General features: G+C 65.4%; 12 protein-coding genes. 10 read left to right on the top strand and 2 right to left on the bottom strand.

The window, feature by feature from the left end; translation table 11 throughout:
• Positions 1-68: 68 nt before the first annotated feature.
• The 5 genes from G6P88_RS17675 to G6P88_RS17655 all read left to right on the top strand — a co-directional run bounded on the left by G6P88_RS17675 (position 69) and on the right by G6P88_RS17655 (position 7,752).
• Complete coding sequence (locus G6P88_RS17675; protein WP_165324359.1) at positions 69-3,314, top strand: autotransporter outer membrane beta-barrel domain-containing protein; 3,246 nt, start codon at positions 69-71, stop codon at positions 3,312-3,314.
• Between the two features lie 353 nt (positions 3,315-3,667).
• The gene (locus tag G6P88_RS17670) at positions 3,668-3,871 is read left to right on the top strand and encodes a hypothetical protein (RefSeq protein ID WP_165324358.1); all 204 of its coding nucleotides are present in this window, start codon (positions 3,668-3,670) and stop codon (positions 3,869-3,871) included.
• Positions 3,872-4,355: 484 nt separating this feature from the next.
• Positions 4,356-6,317, top strand: a complete 1,962-nt coding sequence (locus G6P88_RS17665) for a ribonucleoside-diphosphate reductase subunit alpha (protein WP_165324357.1) — start codon at positions 4,356-4,358, stop codon at positions 6,315-6,317.
• A 158-nt stretch (positions 6,318-6,475) separates the two neighbouring features.
• A complete protein-coding gene (locus G6P88_RS17660) occupies positions 6,476-6,685 on the top strand; it encodes a hypothetical protein (protein WP_226946627.1) in 210 nt (69 codons plus the stop codon).
• A gap of 14 nt (positions 6,686-6,699) precedes the next feature.
• Positions 6,700-7,752, top strand: coding sequence for a ribonucleotide-diphosphate reductase subunit beta (locus G6P88_RS17655; RefSeq protein ID WP_165324356.1), 1,053 nt, complete (start codon positions 6,700-6,702; stop codon positions 7,750-7,752).
• A gap of 78 nt (positions 7,753-7,830) precedes the next feature.
• On the opposite strand, the gene G6P88_RS17650 is transcribed toward G6P88_RS17655, so the two are convergent.
• Positions 7,831-8,844: a glycine zipper 2TM domain-containing protein gene (locus G6P88_RS17650; RefSeq protein WP_226946626.1), complete on the bottom strand. Its 1,014-nt coding sequence runs from the start codon at positions 8,842-8,844 to the stop codon at positions 7,831-7,833.
• Positions 8,845-9,037: 193 nt separating this feature from the next.
• Here G6P88_RS17650 and G6P88_RS20360 point away from each other — a divergent pair, with 193 nt between their 5' ends.
• The 4 genes from G6P88_RS20360 to G6P88_RS17630 all read left to right on the top strand — a co-directional run bounded on the left by G6P88_RS20360 (position 9,038) and on the right by G6P88_RS17630 (position 12,575).
• Positions 9,038-9,439 (top strand): glycine zipper 2TM domain-containing protein, encoded by a 402-nt coding sequence (locus G6P88_RS20360; RefSeq protein ID WP_226946625.1) that lies wholly within the window; start codon positions 9,038-9,040, stop codon positions 9,437-9,439.
• Between the two features lie 113 nt (positions 9,440-9,552).
• Positions 9,553-10,020: a glycine zipper 2TM domain-containing protein gene (locus G6P88_RS17640; RefSeq protein WP_165324355.1), complete on the top strand. Its 468-nt coding sequence runs from the start codon at positions 9,553-9,555 to the stop codon at positions 10,018-10,020.
• A gap of 96 nt (positions 10,021-10,116) precedes the next feature.
• The gene (locus tag G6P88_RS17635; RefSeq protein WP_165324354.1) at positions 10,117-11,400 is read left to right on the top strand and encodes an MFS transporter; all 1,284 of its coding nucleotides are present in this window, start codon (positions 10,117-10,119) and stop codon (positions 11,398-11,400) included.
• A complete protein-coding gene (locus G6P88_RS17630) occupies positions 11,400-12,575 on the top strand; it encodes a vWA domain-containing protein (protein ID WP_165324353.1) in 1,176 nt (391 codons plus the stop codon). The genes G6P88_RS17635 and G6P88_RS17630 overlap by 1 nt, the downstream gene beginning before the upstream one ends.
• A 15-nt stretch (positions 12,576-12,590) precedes the next feature.
• On the opposite strand, the gene G6P88_RS17625 is transcribed toward G6P88_RS17630, so the two are convergent.
• The gene (locus tag G6P88_RS17625) at positions 12,591-13,856 is read right to left on the bottom strand and encodes a mechanosensitive ion channel family protein (protein WP_165324352.1); all 1,266 of its coding nucleotides are present in this window, start codon (positions 13,854-13,856) and stop codon (positions 12,591-12,593) included.
• A 204-nt stretch (positions 13,857-14,060) separates the two neighbouring features.
• Here G6P88_RS17625 and G6P88_RS17620 point away from each other — a divergent pair, with 204 nt between their 5' ends.
• The gene (locus G6P88_RS17620; RefSeq protein ID WP_165324351.1) at positions 14,061-15,833 is read left to right on the top strand and encodes an SLC13 family permease; all 1,773 of its coding nucleotides are present in this window, start codon (positions 14,061-14,063) and stop codon (positions 15,831-15,833) included.
• Positions 15,834-15,845 lie beyond the last annotated feature (12 nt).

The following is a 15,845-nucleotide window of genomic DNA, read 5'->3' as shown; positions in this document are numbered from 1 at the left end:
GAACATGCGGGACGAAGGACGCCGGTCGAGCGCCCCTTGCCCGAAAGCCAAGAGGGATCTCACTTCAGATGCGTCATTTGCTCGCTTCCACCTGCCTCGCCGCGCTCGTCACCATCCCGGCCCATGCCGAGACCACCGTCGCCGACAAGCGCACCGCGCCGATCCGCACCTCCACGATCAAGGCGGGCGCACGCGACGATATCCGCATCACCTCCGCCGGATCGGTCGTTCCGACCACGGGCGGCGCAGCGGTCTTCCTCGACAGCGCGAACAAGGTCGTCAACGAGGGCACGATCCAGATCACCAATGTCGACAACACGATCGGCATCCGCGCCGAAGCCGGCCTGACCGGTGCGATCACCAACGCCGCCAACGCCAAGATCATCATCGATGAGACCTATGTCCCCGCCGATGACGACAAGGATGGCGATGTCGACGGTCCGGTCGCCGCAGGAACCGGCCGCTATGGCATCCGCACGATGGGCGCCTTCACCGGTGACATCATCAACAACGGTCAGATCTCGGTCGAGGGCAAGGATTCGGCGGCCGTACAGACCGGCGGGCGGCTCGACGGCAGGTTCATCACCGACGGCACCATCACCGTCGTCGGCGACCGCTCGGTCGGCGTGCGCCTCGGCGACGTGACCGGCGGCGCGCAGACCGCCGTCGTGGGCCAGCCCACCACCGCCGTCCGCCTCGCCGGATCGATTGCGGTCGTCGGCAAGGACGCGGTCGGTGCGTCGCTCGAAGGCAATATCAACGGCTCGCTGGTCGTGCAGGGCACGATCACCGCGACCGGCTATCGCGCCACCACCCCGCCGACCGACACGTCGAAGCTCGACGCGGACGATCTGCAGCAGGGCGGCCCCGCCGTCCGGATCGCGGGCGATGTCGCCGGCGGCGTGGTGTTCGCGGTTGCGCCGAAGGACAACAGCACCACCGACAATGACGAGGACAAGGACGGCATCGAGGACGCCAAGGAAGGCAATGCCGCCATCACCTCCTTCGGCTCCGCCGCCGCCGTGCAGATTGGCGCTACCAACCGCTCGGTCACGATCGGCGCGCTGCCCGGCAATGGCGACGGCCATGGTCTGGTGATCGAAGGCACCATCTCCGGCCAGGGCACCTATGCCGGCTTCGACGGCAATGGCCTGGTCATCGGCGGGCAAGGTGCCCCGGTGACGATCGCCGGTGGTGCGACGATCAAGGGCACGGTCAATGCCAGCGGCGCCAGCGCGACCGCCATGCGCATCGGTTCCGGCGCTCAGGTGCCGACCATCAAGGTATCCGGTACCGTTCAGGCCGCCGGCACCAACGCCGCCAATGCGCGCAGCGTGGCGCTGCAGATCGACCAGGGCGGAAAGACCTTTGCGATCAGCAACAGCGGCACGATCCGCGCCGCCGCCGGCGGCACCGCGTCGAATAACGGCGCGACCGCCATCGCCATCCTCGACCTGTCGGGCGAGGTCGACAATGTCGACAACAGCGGCACGATCAGCGCGACAGGCGCCTCCGCAGGCCGCAACGTCGCGATCGATCTCTCGGCCAACAACCGCGGCGCGCGCGTCGCCCAGACCGTCGTCGCCAGTGGCGTCGCGGCCCCCTCGATCGTCGGCGACGTCCGCTTCGGCAGTGCCAACGACGTGTTCGACATCGCCGATGGCACCGTTACCGGCAACACCAGCTTCGGCGCGGGTGCGAACCAACTGCTCCTGTCGGGCGACGCCGCCTATGCTGGCAAGGCGAGCTTCGGCGCGGGTAACGATATCGTCTCGCTGTCGGGTACCTCGACCTATGCGGGCGATATCGACTTCGGCGGCGGCACCGACGTGATGACGGTCAACAGCGGCGCGAAGTTCGCCGGTGGACTTATGAACAGCCAGGGCCTGGCCATGAACGTGAGCGGTTCGGTCGACATCGGCCGCACGACCGCGTCGCTGCGCAGCCTGTCGGTCGGCGGCACGGGCACGCTGGGCGTCTCGATCGACGTCGCCAGCCGGTCGAGCACGCTCTATCAGGTCGCAGGCGATGCCAGCTTCGCCTCGGGATCCAAGGTCCTCGTCAAACTGTCCGGCGTGACCGGGGCGGAAGGGCGTTACACCTTCCTCAAGGCGGGCTCGGTGACCGGCGCCGGCAATCTCTCGGCCAATGGCACGCTCCTGCCCTTCATGTTCAAGGGCAATGTCGCCGCCGTCTCGAACACCGAACTGGCGATCGACATCAAGCGCAAGACCACGACCGAACTGGGGCTGAATCGTTCGCAGGCCACCGCCTATGACGCGATCTTCGCCGCGCTCGCCAAGGACGACAAGATCGCAGGCTCCTATCTCGCCACCACCGACGGCGACAGCTTCCGCCGCAAGGTCAAGCAGATGCTCCCCGATCATGCGGGCGGCGCCTTCGAGACGGTGACGATGGGTTCGCGCGCGACGGCCAGCTTCCTCGCCGATCCAAACGCGCCGTTCGCCGACATGGGCAATTGGGGCTTCTGGCTCCAGCAGGTCGGCTGGGGCACCTCGAAGAGCCTGGGCGACACCGCCTCCTACGACATCAGCGGCTGGGGCGCCTCCGGCGGCGCGGAGATCAAGACCGATCTCGGCAGCTTCGGCATCGGCCTCGCCTATCTCTACGGCAAGGACGCCGATGGCGGCACCGACAACAAGGTCGATGCCGGCCAATATGAGGTTTCGGGCTATTGGCGCGGCTATTGGGGTCCGTTCCAGGGCTGGACACGCGCCTCCTACGCCCATGTCGACTTCAAGGGCACCCGTCGCTTCGCGGCCGGAACCGGCACCGACACGGTCGAGCGCGTCGCCAAGGGCGCCTGGAACGGTCGCCTGCTCTCTGCCGCCGCGGGTGCTGCCTACACCCTGCACATGGGCTCGTTCAGCCTTCGTCCGAAAGCCGCGCTCGATTATTACAAGCTCAAGGAAAAGGCCTATTCTGAAACCGGCGGCGGCGACGGCTTCAACCTGATCGTCGATGGCCGCAGTTCGGACGAGCTGGCGGCGACCGCGAGCCTGGCCGCCGGCTTCGATTTCGGCGGGCAGAATGAGGATGCCGGCTGGTTCCGGATCGAGGCCGAGGGCGGCCGCCGCGAACTGGTCGGCGGATCGCTCGGCAGCACCACCGCGCGCTTCAAGGGCGGCACCGCCTTCACGCTGGTGCCCGAGGAGCGGACCAGCGGCTGGATCGGCAAGCTGCGCGCGGTCGGCGGCGGCAACGGCTTCCAGATCGGCGGCGAAGCCGGCGCCGAGGAACAGCAGGGCCGCGCCGCGATCTCGATCCGCGCAAGCCTCGTCGTCGGTCTCTGACGAACAGCATCCCTCCTTTCAGGAGGGTATTCCCCGGGACGGGCGCTCCCCCAAAGTAGGCGGTATCGAGCCCCCCAACCGCCGGCCCGTTCCACCCTGTACCCGCGTACCCACGCCCTCTCCCGCCAGCCGGGAGGGGGCGTGATGCCGTTGGGAGGAGCGAGACTGGCCAAGCTGACGAAGGGCTATTTTCCATCTGGCCGACCGGCAGCATCTCGTGCGATCCCCGGCCCGATCCGTGCCGCATGTACGATCGCTAGGAGCCACCCATGCCTCGATGGCTTGGTATCGCTTACCTCTTCCTTGCCTTTCCCGCCTGTGGCGTTTTCGCAGCCTCACTTATGGCTGGCCGGATGACCAGTCCGGAAGCGCTCATCGCACTTGGCATACTTGTCGTGATCGGCCTGCTCCATCTTTCCGCACGGCAGCGGCGGTCCAAGGGCGTTCGGTTCGACGCAGCGGTGCGGACCGGCGCAGACGGAGGAACGAACTGCAACGACGGCAGCGCGAGCGGCGACTGTGGTGATGGCGGCGGGGGTGACGGCGGCGGCGACTGAGCACCGCCAGGGCTAGCGCCGCATCGCGGGTCCACTCCCAAAGCACCAATGCTCCGCCGGAGCGGCCAAGAAATCCGCAGCACATTATTTCATCCACAGATTCTTTTGTTGCGCCTTCGTTCCGCCGGAGCGGGCAAATGGCTGATCCGACTCAGTATTCCATCGCGTCAAGGGGGCCGAGGTTCAGTTCGTCGAAGCGACGAAGCGAGTCTCGTTAATGTCATTTTGACTCTTGCGTCCGGACTCAGATGAGGCACTATAGGTTGTGTAAGACAACAGGGGCAGCGCTAGTGGTGGTGGACGCGTCCGGGAACCATGTTTCCGGCGGGAAGGGCCGCGCGGCGCTGTAAAAAGCGGGGATAAGGGGCGATTGCGCTGGTAACGGCGCGCAGATCCACTATCTTGAGCAGACAGCCTGAGTCGAACGCAAACGGAACAGGACCGGTACAAACTGGTCCATGGATAGTGTGGCGGAGACGGGCCGATGGACCTTTCTGGCAGCAGCAGCGAAGCGAGCACGAACGACGTGGCGACCCTGATGGATTCGATGTTTAAGGACGCAAAGACCGGACCGGCGGAGAGCGAGGCGAAAGCCCCGGCCGCAGAGGCCAAGGCTGCGTCGAAACCGTCGAGCGGCAGCATGGAGATCCGCCCGCAGCTTTATCCGATCGAGGTCGACCACAGCCGCGACGCGCTGCTCACCGACTTCGGCAAGGAAACGCTGACCGATCGTTATCTCCTGCCCGGCGAAAGCTATCAGGACCTGTTCGTTCGCGTCGCCTCGGCCTATGCCGACGACCAGCCCCACGCCCAGCGTCTTTACGACTATATCTCGAAGCTGTGGTTCATGCCGGCGACCCCGGTCCTGTCGAACGGCGGCACCGGACGCGGCCTCCCGATCAGCTGCTATCTCAATTCGGTCGACGACAGCCTCGAAGGCATCGTCAACACCTGGAACGAGAATGTCTGGCTGGCGGCGCGCGGCGGCGGCATCGGCACCTATTGGGGTTCGGTGCGCGGCATCGGTGAACCGGTCGGCCTCAACGGCAAGACCTCGGGCATCATTCCCTTCGTCCGCGTCATGGACTCGCTGACCCTCGCGATCAGCCAGGGCTCGCTGCGTCGCGGTTCGGCCGCCGTCTATCTCGACGTGTCGCACCCCGAAATCGAAGAGTTCCTCGAGATTCGCAAGCCGTCGGGCGACTTCAACCGCAAGGCGTTGAACCTGCACCACGGCGTGCTGCTGACCGACGCCTTCATGGAAGCGGTCCGCGCCGGCGCCGAGTGGGAGCTGGTGAGCCCGAAGGACGGCTCCAAGCGCGCTTCGGTCGATGCCCGCGCGCTGTTCCAGAAGCTGGTCGAAACCCGCCTGGCGACGGGCGAGCCCTATATCGTGTTCAGCGACACGGTGAACAGGAACATGCCGAAGCACCATCGCGATCTCGGCCTGAAGGTCTCGACCTCGAACCTGTGCTCGGAAATCACCCTGCCGACCGGCCGCGACCATCTCGGCCAGGACCGGACGGCGGTCTGCTGCCTCAGCTCGCTCAACCTCGAGACCTGGGACCAGTGGAACGGCGACAAGCGCTTCATCGAGGACGTCATGCGCTTCCTCGACAATGTGCTGCAGGACTATATCGACCGCGCCCCGCCGGAAATGGACCGCGCCCGCTACAGCGCGAGCCGCGAGCGCTCGGTCGGCCTCGGTGTCATGGGCTTCCATAGCTTCCTCCAGGCGCGCGGCATCCCGTTCGAAGGGGCGATGGCGAAAAGCTGGAACCTCAAGGTCTTCCGCCACATCGCCGCGGCCGCGCAGGAAGCGTCGATGCTGCTGGCAAGCGAGCGTGGCCCCTGCCCCGACGCCGCCGATCAGGGCGTGATGGAGCGGTTTAGTTGCAAGATGGCGATCGCGCCGACCGCATCGATCTCGATCATCTGCGGCGGCACCTCGGCCTGCATCGAGCCGATCCCGGCGAACATCTATACCCACAAGACGCTGTCGGGCAGCTTCTCGATCAAGAACCCCTATCTCCAGAAGCTGCTCGCCGAGAAGTCGAAGGACAGCGACGCGGTGTGGAACACGATCCTCGAGAAGGGCGGCTCGGTCCAGCATCTCGACTTCCTCACCCAGGAAGAGAAGGACGTGTACAAGACCAGCTTCGAGATCGACCAGCGCTGGCTGATCGAGCTCGCCGCCGATCGCACCCCCTATATCGACCAGGCACAGTCGCTGAACCTGTTCATCCCGGCCGACGTCGAGAAGTGGGATCTGCTCATGCTGCACTTCCGGGCATGGGAACTCGGCATCAAGTCGCTCTATTATCTCCGCTCGAAGTCGGTGCAGCGCGCCGGATTCGCAGGTGGCGTGGAGGCCGACAACACGCTTGATCTCAAGCAGATCGAGCTGGAGTCGAAGGATTATGACGAGTGCCTCGCCTGCCAGTAAGGCGGGCGGGACGCTCCGCCTGAGGCGGTCGCCGGCCGATGGCCGGGTCGGGCGGGGGTCCGACCTGGCTGCGCAGGGCTAAGGACGTTTGAGGAGCGTGTGGGGATGGTTGACGCTGCCGGATGGGTGGCCGGGGTTCAATGATGGCGGAACTGCCTGTGACCCTGATCATCGCCGTGGCAACGGCCCTCGTCGGGCTGCTGTGCCTCTGGCTTTTCGTGGTGGCGCTCGTGCGGCTGTCGAAGGTGAAGAAAGGCAAGGGCGCCTTCACCGACACACCCGCCGAGCTCAAGAGCTTCGCGATCAGGCAGGGCCTGAGCGCGGTCGTGATGTTCGCGCTCGCCGCGATCATATTTTTTTATAGTTGAGAAAGGGCAGCCAGATGTCGCTTCTTCAGGCCAGCCGCACCTACAAGCCGTTCGAATATCCCTGGGCCTTCGAATATTGGAAGCGCCAGCAGCAGCTCCACTGGCTTCCCGAGGAAGTGCCGCTGGGCGAGGATTGCCGTGACTGGGCGCAGAAGCTCACCGATCACGAGCGCAACCTGCTGACGCAGATCTTCCGCTTCTTCACCCAGGCCGACGTCGAGGTGCAGGATTGCTACCACGACAAATATGGCCGCGTGTTCAAGCCGACCGAGGTCAAGATGATGCTGACCGCCTTCTCCAACATGGAGACGGTCCACATCGCGGCCTATAGCCACCTGCTCGACACGATCGGCATGCCCGAGACCGAGTACAGCGCCTTCCTCCAGTATAAGGAGATGAAGGACAAGCACGACTATCTGGCGACCTTCGGCGTTGACAGCGACGAGGATATTGCCCGCACGCTGGCAATGTTCGGCGGCTTTACCGAGGGCCTTCAGCTGTTCGCCAGCTTCGCCATGCTGATGAACTTCCCGCGCTTCAACAAGATGAAGGGCATGGGGCAGATCGTCACCTGGTCGATCCGCGACGAGACGCTGCACTGCGAAGGCATCGTCCGCCTGTTCCACGCCTTCGTGAAGGAGCGCGACTGCCTGACCGCATCGGTCAAGGAAGACATTCTCGACATGTGCCAGAAGACGGTGCGGATCGAGGACGCCTTCATCGACCTCGTCTTCGAGATGGGCCCGGTCAACGGCATGACGCCCAAGGACATCAAGAAATATGTCCGCTACATCGCCGACTGGCGCCTCGGGCAGTTGGGCCTGAAGCCGATCTATATGATCGACGACCATCCCCTGCCCTGGCTGGCGCCGCTGCTCAACGGTGTCGAGCACGCCAATTTCTTCGAGACGCGCGCGACGGAATATTCGAAGGCGGCGACCCGCGGCCAGTGGAGCGACGTGTGGGATGCCTTCGATCGCCGGCGCGAGGCGAAGAACAGCACCGCCGCGAACGAGGACAGCAGCGAGGGCAATCTGTTCGGCCTGGCGGGCGTCGCCGCCGAATAAGCCCTGTTGGACAATCGGACATGAAAAGGCCCGCCATAGTGGATATGGCGGGCCTCTTTTCATTCCGGCGGATACCGATCAACCGATGCGGTTGTCGTCATCCTCGCGGTCGGCGCGGATCTGCCGGTTGAGCTGGTCGAGGCGCTGCTGGATCAGCGACTCCTCATTGGCCGTAAAGCGGCCACCCGAGGCGCGCAGGCGATCCTCCTCACGACGGATCGAGTTCAGCTGGGTGCGTGCCGCATCGGCCTCGCGCTTGCTGATCACCCCGCGATCGCGCTGGCGGTCGATCCGCGCCTCGATCCGGGCGGCCCGCTCGCGCGTGTCGAAGCGGCGATCGACGCCGTTGTTTCCGGCCACAGGGCCGAGCGAAACCCAGCGGCCCCGCGCGTCATAGTAACCGCGAACATTGCCGCGGACCCAGCGACCATTGGCGTCATAATAGCCTGGTGCGGTCGCCGGCTCCCAATAGCCGCCTGCGGTGGCCGACGGGCGGCTGCCGGGCACCCAGACGCCATTGGCATCGTAGCGGCCATAGGTCTCGCCCTCGATCCAGCGACCGCGACGGTCATAATAGCCGGGCATGCTGGCGGCGACCCACTGGCCGTCGGCGGCGTAATAGCCGGGGACGCCGATCGGCACCCAGCGCCCCTCACGGTCCCAATAGCCCGAATTGCGCCCGTCTCCCTCGAAGGAGACCCAGCGGTTGTTGCGGTCATAATAGCCGTTGGGCGGGCCTTCGACCCAGCGATTGTCGCGGTCATAATAACCGCGCGCATCGCGGCTGCTCAGCCGGTTGGCGTGCCAGCGGCCATTCTCGTCATAATAGCCATAGGCCTGGGCGCATTTGTTATCGCCCTTGGCCAGTTGATTGCCCGCAACACCGCCGGCGACGCCGCCGACGATCGTACCGACCTCCTTGTGGCGGCCGCCATCGATCACGCGGCCAAGAATCGCACCGATGCCTGCACCGGCGATGGTGGCGATCGTACGCCCGCTCTTGTCCTGCTTGCACACTGTTTCGGCTTGGGCGACCGAAGCCTGCCCGATTGCCAGTGCGGCGACACCCGCCGCGATCATCAACTTGCGCATATTATCCTCCGGGAACGGGATAGATCGTTCCGCTGCTGACAAAGCGATCCTGCCACCGCTTGGTTCCGTGTCGTCGGCATCGCCCGGACTGCGTCTCTCTGCCGACCGAAGCATATAGCATCTGCATGATTGACGACCTGCGGCCGGCGCGCGACGATGCGCGCACCGCTTCGAGGGCGATCGGAGGAAAGCCATGAATGCCCGCCTGATTGCGTCGTTGACCGTCCTGATGCTGATCGGTGCGCCCGCCGGCGCGATCGAGATCGCACCGACTGCGGACAAGCCGCTGACCAGCCTGCCCGACGACTGGCTCGACAAGGATCTGGACCCACCCTCACCGCATCTCTCAAACGGAAATGAGGAGGACCAGGCCGAGATGGCCGAGGCCACCGGCACCAGCGCGGGCACTGCGCCGGCTCCCGACTGCCGTAAATCCAGCGGCACGACCGGCCTGATCCTCGGCGCTGTCGCGGGCGGCCTGTTGGGCAGCGTCATCGACGGGGGCGACCACCGTACGCTCGGGACTCTGGTAGGCGCGGGCGGCGGCGCGCTGCTGGGTCGCGAAGTCGAACAGCGCGCTGCGAAATGCCCCTGAACCGGTCGCGCCTGCGGCTGTCCCGACAATGAACGGACTGTAGTTTTGCGTTCACGCAACTAGCCTCGGCACGGCCCGTTATCCATCCGACTCCCCCTTATGGAGACGGATATATGCGCAAGTTCATTCTGATGGCCGCTCTGACCGCCATGGTCGCCCCCGCCGCCGCCATGGCCGACCCGCCGCATCGCGGATACGACCGCGATGATCGCGGACGCCACGAGCGCAACGACCGTGGTCGTCATAACGGCGACTGGCGCGAGGGCCGACGTTACGACTGGAACCGCCCGGACTCGCGCTATGGCAATCGCTATGACGCCGCCCGCTATTATCGCGATGGCCGCGACTATCGCGAGCGCCGTCTGACCCGCAACGACCGCATCTATCGAGGCAATGACGGTCGCTATTATTGCCGCCGTCCGGACGGCACCACAGGCCTGATCATCGGCGGCGTGGCTGGCGGCCTGCTCGGCAACGCGCTCGACAATGGTCGTTCCTCGACCCTCGGCACGCTCATCGGCGCCGGTGCGGGTGCACTGCTGGGCCGGTCGGTCGAACGCGGCAATGTGAAGTGCCGCTGACCCCGTTAACCACCCTTTAGTAGCTGTTGCGTAAGGTTGCTTAGCGCTTGACCAAGCCCCTCTCGCGCGCCAATCGGGCCGCGAGAGGGGAAGTCCATGCTCGATCCCGACTATAAGCCGTCCGCGCGCCGCATATTGTTCGCGAGCCTCGTGGGGACGTCGGTCGAGTTCTACGATTTCTACATTTATGCCACGGCAGCCTCGCTGGTGTTCGGCCCGCTATTCTTTCCGGCGGAATCCCCCTCTGCCCAGCTGCTTTCGGCCTATGCGAGCCTTGGTCTCGCCTTTCTTGCTCGCCCCCTCGGCGCCTGGCTGTTCGGCCATTATGGCGACCGCATCGGCCGCAAATCTACGCTCGTGGCCTCGCTGCTGCTGATGGGCGGATCCACCACGCTGATCGCCTTCCTGCCGACCTATCAGATGATCGGGTGGATCGCTCCTCTGTTGCTGTGCATCCTGCGTTTCGGGCAGGGCATCGGCCTGGGCGGCGAATGGGGCGGTGCCGCGCTGCTCGCGGTCGAGAATGCGCCGCCGCATATGCGTGCGCGCTACGGCATGTTCCCGCAGCTCGGCGCGCCCGTCGGCTTCATCGCGGCGAATGGGCTTTTTCTGGTTCTGGGCCTGCTGCTCACGCAGGAGCAGTTCATGGACTGGGGCTGGCGTCTGCCTTTCCTCGGGTCAGCCATCCTCGTCCTGATGGGGCTCTGGGTGCGGCTCAAGCTGACCGAGACACCCGCCTTCCGCCAGGCGATGGAACAGTCCGAGCCGCCCAAAGTGCCGATCGCGGAGCTGTTCCGCGACCATATGGGGCCGACGCTCGCCGGCATCTTCGCCGCCGTCGCCTGCTTCGCGACCTATTATCTCGCGACCGCCTTTGCGCTCGGCTATGCGACCAAGACGCTCGGCGTACCCAAGGAAACCTTCCTGTCGATCCAGATCGGCGCGATCCTGTTCATGGCGCTGGGCATCGCACTGGCGGGCTGGTGGTCCGACCTCCGCACGCCGCGCTACGTGCTGATTGCCGGCTGCTTCGGCACGATCGCGACGGGCCTGCTGCTCGGCCCGATGTTCACCGGCGGCGCGCTCGTCCTGATCGCCGGCTGGCTGGCGCTGTCGCTGTTCATGATGGGCTTCGTCTATGGCCCGCTCGGCGCCTTCCTGCCGTCGCTGTTCCCGCCGCGCGTCCGCTATACGGGCGCATCGATGACCTTCAACATCGCGGGTATCCTCGGTGCCGCACCGGTACCGCTGGTCGCGCAGTGGCTGGCGGATCGCGGGGGCCTCGCCTTCGTCGGCTATTATCTGGCACTGTCGGCGGCGGTCAGCCTGATCGCACTCTGGTGGTCGCGCCACCATGACAAGCGCGCTATGATCGCCTGATGTTCCTGAACTTTCTCGACGAGCTGCGCTCCGCCGGCATCCCCGCCAGCCTGAAGGAGCATCTGACGCTGCTCGAGGCGATGGACCGCGACGTCATCGGCTGGAGCCCCGAGGAATTCTATTATCTCGCCCGCGCCACCTATGTGAAGGACGAGGGACTGCTCGATCGCTTCGACCGCGTCTTCAGCCGTGTCTTCCGGGGCATTCTCGACAGCGCAGGCGAAGGCCAGGAAATCCCCGAGGACTGGCTGCGCGCCGTCGCCGAGAAATTCCTGACGCCCGAACAGATGGCCGAGATCGAGTCCCTGGGATCGTGGGACGAGATCATGGAGACGCTCAAGAAGCGGCTCGAGGAGCAGAAGGGCGAGCATCACGGCGGCAACAAATGGGTCGGAACGGGGGGCACCTCCCCCTATGGCAATTCGGGCTATAATCCCGAAGGCATCCGCATCGGCGGGCAAAGCCTGCACAAGCGCGCGATCAAGGTGTGGGACAAGCGCGAGTTCAAGAATCTCGACAATGACGTCGAATTGGGCACGCGCAACATCAAGGTCGCGCTGCGCCGCCTGCGCCGCTTTGCCCGCGAAGGCGCGGCGGACGAACTGGACCTCGACGGGACGATCGACGGCACCGCGCGGCGCGGCTTCCTCGACATCCAGATGCGGCCCGAGCGGCGCAATGCGGTCAAGCTGCTCCTTTTCCTCGATATCGGCGGCTCGATGGACCCGCACATCAAGATCTGCGAGGAGCTGTTCTCCGCCGCGACCGCGGAGTTCAAGCATCTCGAATTCTTCTACTTCCACAACTGCATCTACGAAGGCGTGTGGAAGGACAATCGCCGCCGTTTCCAGGAGCGGACGCCGACCTGGGACGTGCTCCACAAATATGGGCACGACTATAAGCTGGTGCTGGTCGGCGACGCCTCGATGAGCCCCTATGAGATCAGCCAGCCGGGCGGCTCGGTCGAGCATTTCAACGAAGAGGCGGGCGCCGTCTGGATGCAGCGCATGCTGAACGTCTATTCATCGGCGGTGTGGCTGAACCCGGTGCCCGAGGCCTATTGGATGCACAGCCAGTCGACCCGGATGATGCGCGAGCTGATGGACAATCGCATGTTTCCGCTGACGCTGAGCGGCCTCGAGGACGCCATGCGGAGCCTGGCCAGGAAGAAGTAGGGCGACGAAGCGCGATTACGTCCCTTCGCGCGCATCCGCTTCTTTCGTCCGCAGATGCACCTCCCGTTGCGGCAGCGGAATGCTGATCTCATGCTCCCGCAACAGCCGCCACAACCGCCGGAGGATGTCCGACTGGACGTTGCCGACGCCCTGTTCGGGGTCGCGAATCCAGACGAGAATGTCGTAGTCGAAGCCGCGTTCTCCGAAGCTGCGGAGCCAGACATTGGGGCCGGGCACCGCCAGCACGCGTGGAGATTCGGTCGCAGCCTGGATCATCAGCTGCTCGGCGAGATCGAGATCGGTTGCATAGGGCAGCGTGAGCTGGATGCGGATGCGGACATCGCGGCTGGAGAAGGACCAGTTCTCGACCCGCTCGGTCATCAGCAGTTCGTTCGGGATCAGATGCTCCTTGCCGTCCCGGGTAATCACCGAGACGGCACGCACTCCGATCTTGTTGACCCATCCGAAACTGTCCCCGACCACGATCACGTCGCCCGGCTTGATAGACCGGTCCATCAGCAGGATCAGGCCCGAGAGCATGTTGCCGAAGGTCTTCTGCAGGCCGAAGCCCACGGCGAGACCGAAGGCGCCCGAGAACACCGCCAGCGCCGTCAGGTCGATGCCGAGCAGGTCGATTCCCATGAGAATGGCCACGACGACGAAGGCGGCGGCGACCAGCTTCTGGATCAGCACGCGCTGATAGCGATCGAGCCCCCCCGCCTGATCGATCGACCGCCCGATCAGGCGGATCGCCAGCCGCGTGCCGATGAACAGCAGCGCGACCACGAGCAGGCCGTTGAGCACGCCCAGCAGGGTGACGCGGCGTGAGCCGACACTGAAACCGGCCGCATTCAGCCCCTCCAGCAGAGGCGCAAAGCCACGCAGAACGCCCGCGATAGCGGCGACGAAGGCCGCGAGTCCGAGCAATGTCGCTATGGCGCGCCCGGTGCCGGCGCTGCGCGAAAAACGATGCACGAGGAGGCCTATGGCCACACCCATCGCGACCGCGAGGATGATTTGCGCCGACAGCTCGTCGAAGCCGATTGCCGTCGCAACCATCAGGATGAGGAGCGCGACCGACAACCGCAGAACGGTGCAGATCGGCCGTACCGGCAATTCGCTTTTGCCGGGGCCATGCGCCGTCCACCAGCGAACCAGCGCTGGCCCCAACTTGCGCGAGGCAGCCTGCCCCGCCGCGAAGGCGGCCGCCGCGATCAGCGTCGCGAACAGGGCTTGCTGGATCGACGGGTCGGCCAGGCTCGAGAAAAGCAGAAAATCCATGCTTGCCCAGCGCCACAGCCGCCCTTTGGTTGCATCGACCGATGCGGATCCGAAATTTTCCGTCGATCGTCAGCCCTGTCACGCCACCAACGTCACCATCGCGCGTTGCACCGCCATGAGATCAGAACATAAAGGGCAGGTCGGCACGCCGCTGCAGACGGCGCGGGCCTGGGACGGGAACGCAGAGTCCGGAGCGCGACGGGCATGACGTCACCACAGTGGCTATCGATCGGCACGCTCGCAGCGATGATGATCCTCTTCATCTGGGGACGCTTCCGTTACGACGTCACCGCGATCCTCGCCCTGCTGGCCGCACTCGCGGTCGGCATCGTCAAGCCCGAGGATGCGTTCAGCGGCTTTTCCGACGACATCGTCATCATCGTCGGATCGGCGCTGGTCCTGTCGGCGGCGATGCAGCGCTCCGGGCTGATCGAACGGGCGCTCGGCTTCGTCTCGCGCTATGTGAAGCGCGTCCGATCGCAACTGGTCGTGCTCACCGCGACGGTCGGCGTCGCATCGGCGCTGGTCAAGAATGTCGGCGCACTCGCCATGCTGATGCCCGCCGCCTTCCAGATGGCGAAGAAGAACGACACGAGCCCCTCGGTCTTCCTGATGCCCATGGCCTTCGCATCGCTCCTGGGCGGGCTGATGACGCTGGTCGGCACCTCGCCGAACATCATCGTTAGCCGGGTGCGCGAGGAGATGACCGGCAAGCCCTTCGGCATGTTCGACTATCTGCCGACCGGGCTGGGTCTCCTCGTGGTAGGACTGATCTTCCTGCGCTTCGGCTATGGCTTGCTTCCCCGCGAGCGGCGCGCCACCGCGACGCTGGGGGAAGCGCTCGACATCTCCGACTATGTGACCGAAGTGACGATCACCGAGGGCTCTCCTGCCATCGGCGAGACGGTGCGCGAGTTCGTCACCCGCCATGAACGCGAGATCAACGTGACGGGCCTCCTGCGCGCGGGAGTGAGGACGGTGCCTTCGCTCGGCCTCACTCTCTATGAGGACGACACGCTGATCCTCGCCGGCGAGCCGGATGCCCTCGAACGCGTCATCGCGCGCGACGACCTGACACTGGAAGGGCAACAGCGCCAGCCACCCGAAGGCAGCGAAGGCGACGAGATCGGCGTGATCGAAGGCGTGATTGGCGCGAGCTCGGTCCTCGAAGGGCAGACGGCCGGCCGGATGCGGCTGCAGCAGCGCTACGGCGTCAACCTGATCGCCCTGTCGCGATCGGGCGAGCGGCTGACGCGCGAACTGGGGCAGACGCGGCTCAACCCCGGCGACGTCGTCGTCCTGCAGGGCCCCCTCTCGCTTCTCCCGGACCGTCTTCGCGACCTGGGAATATTGCCATTGGCGGAGCGCACGATGCGCCTCGGCAACAAGGGCCGCAGCTGGCTGCCGCTGATCATCCTCGCCATTGCCATGGCGGCGACTGCGACCGGACTGGTGCCCGTGGCGGTTGCCTTCTTCGCGGCGGCAGGCCTGGTGATGGCAACCGGCGCCCTGCCCCCTCGGGAGGCCTATCAGGCCGTCGAGTGGCCCATATTGGTCATGCTCGGCGCGCTCATCCCGGTCAGCGATTCGCTGCGGACGACCGGCGCGTCGGACGTCATCGCGACAGGTCTCGCGCAGGTCGGGGCCGCCCTGCCCGCCTGGGGTGCGGTGGCGATGATCCTGGTCGTCGCGATGGCGGTCACGCCGTTTCTCAACAATGCTGCGACGGTGCTCGTCATGGCCCCGATCGCGGCGGTGTTCGCCCATGATCTCGGCTATCGACCCGAGGCATTCCTGATTGCGACGGCGGTCGGCGCAGGGTGCGACTTCCTCACGCCGATCGGCCATCAGTGCAACACGCTGGTTCTCGGGCCGGGCGGCTATAAGTTCAGCGACTATGCGCGGCTCGGGGCGCCGCTGTCGCTGCTGGTGATCCTCGTCGGAACGCCGCTGATCCTGTGGACCTGGCCGTTGTGACGAGCATCCGCA

The organism is Rhizorhabdus phycosphaerae, from assembly GCF_011044255.1.
GTDB classification, from domain to species: Bacteria; Pseudomonadota; Alphaproteobacteria; order Sphingomonadales; family Sphingomonadaceae; genus Rhizorhabdus; species Rhizorhabdus phycosphaerae.
This window is presented reverse-complemented; position numbering and strand designations above follow the sequence as displayed.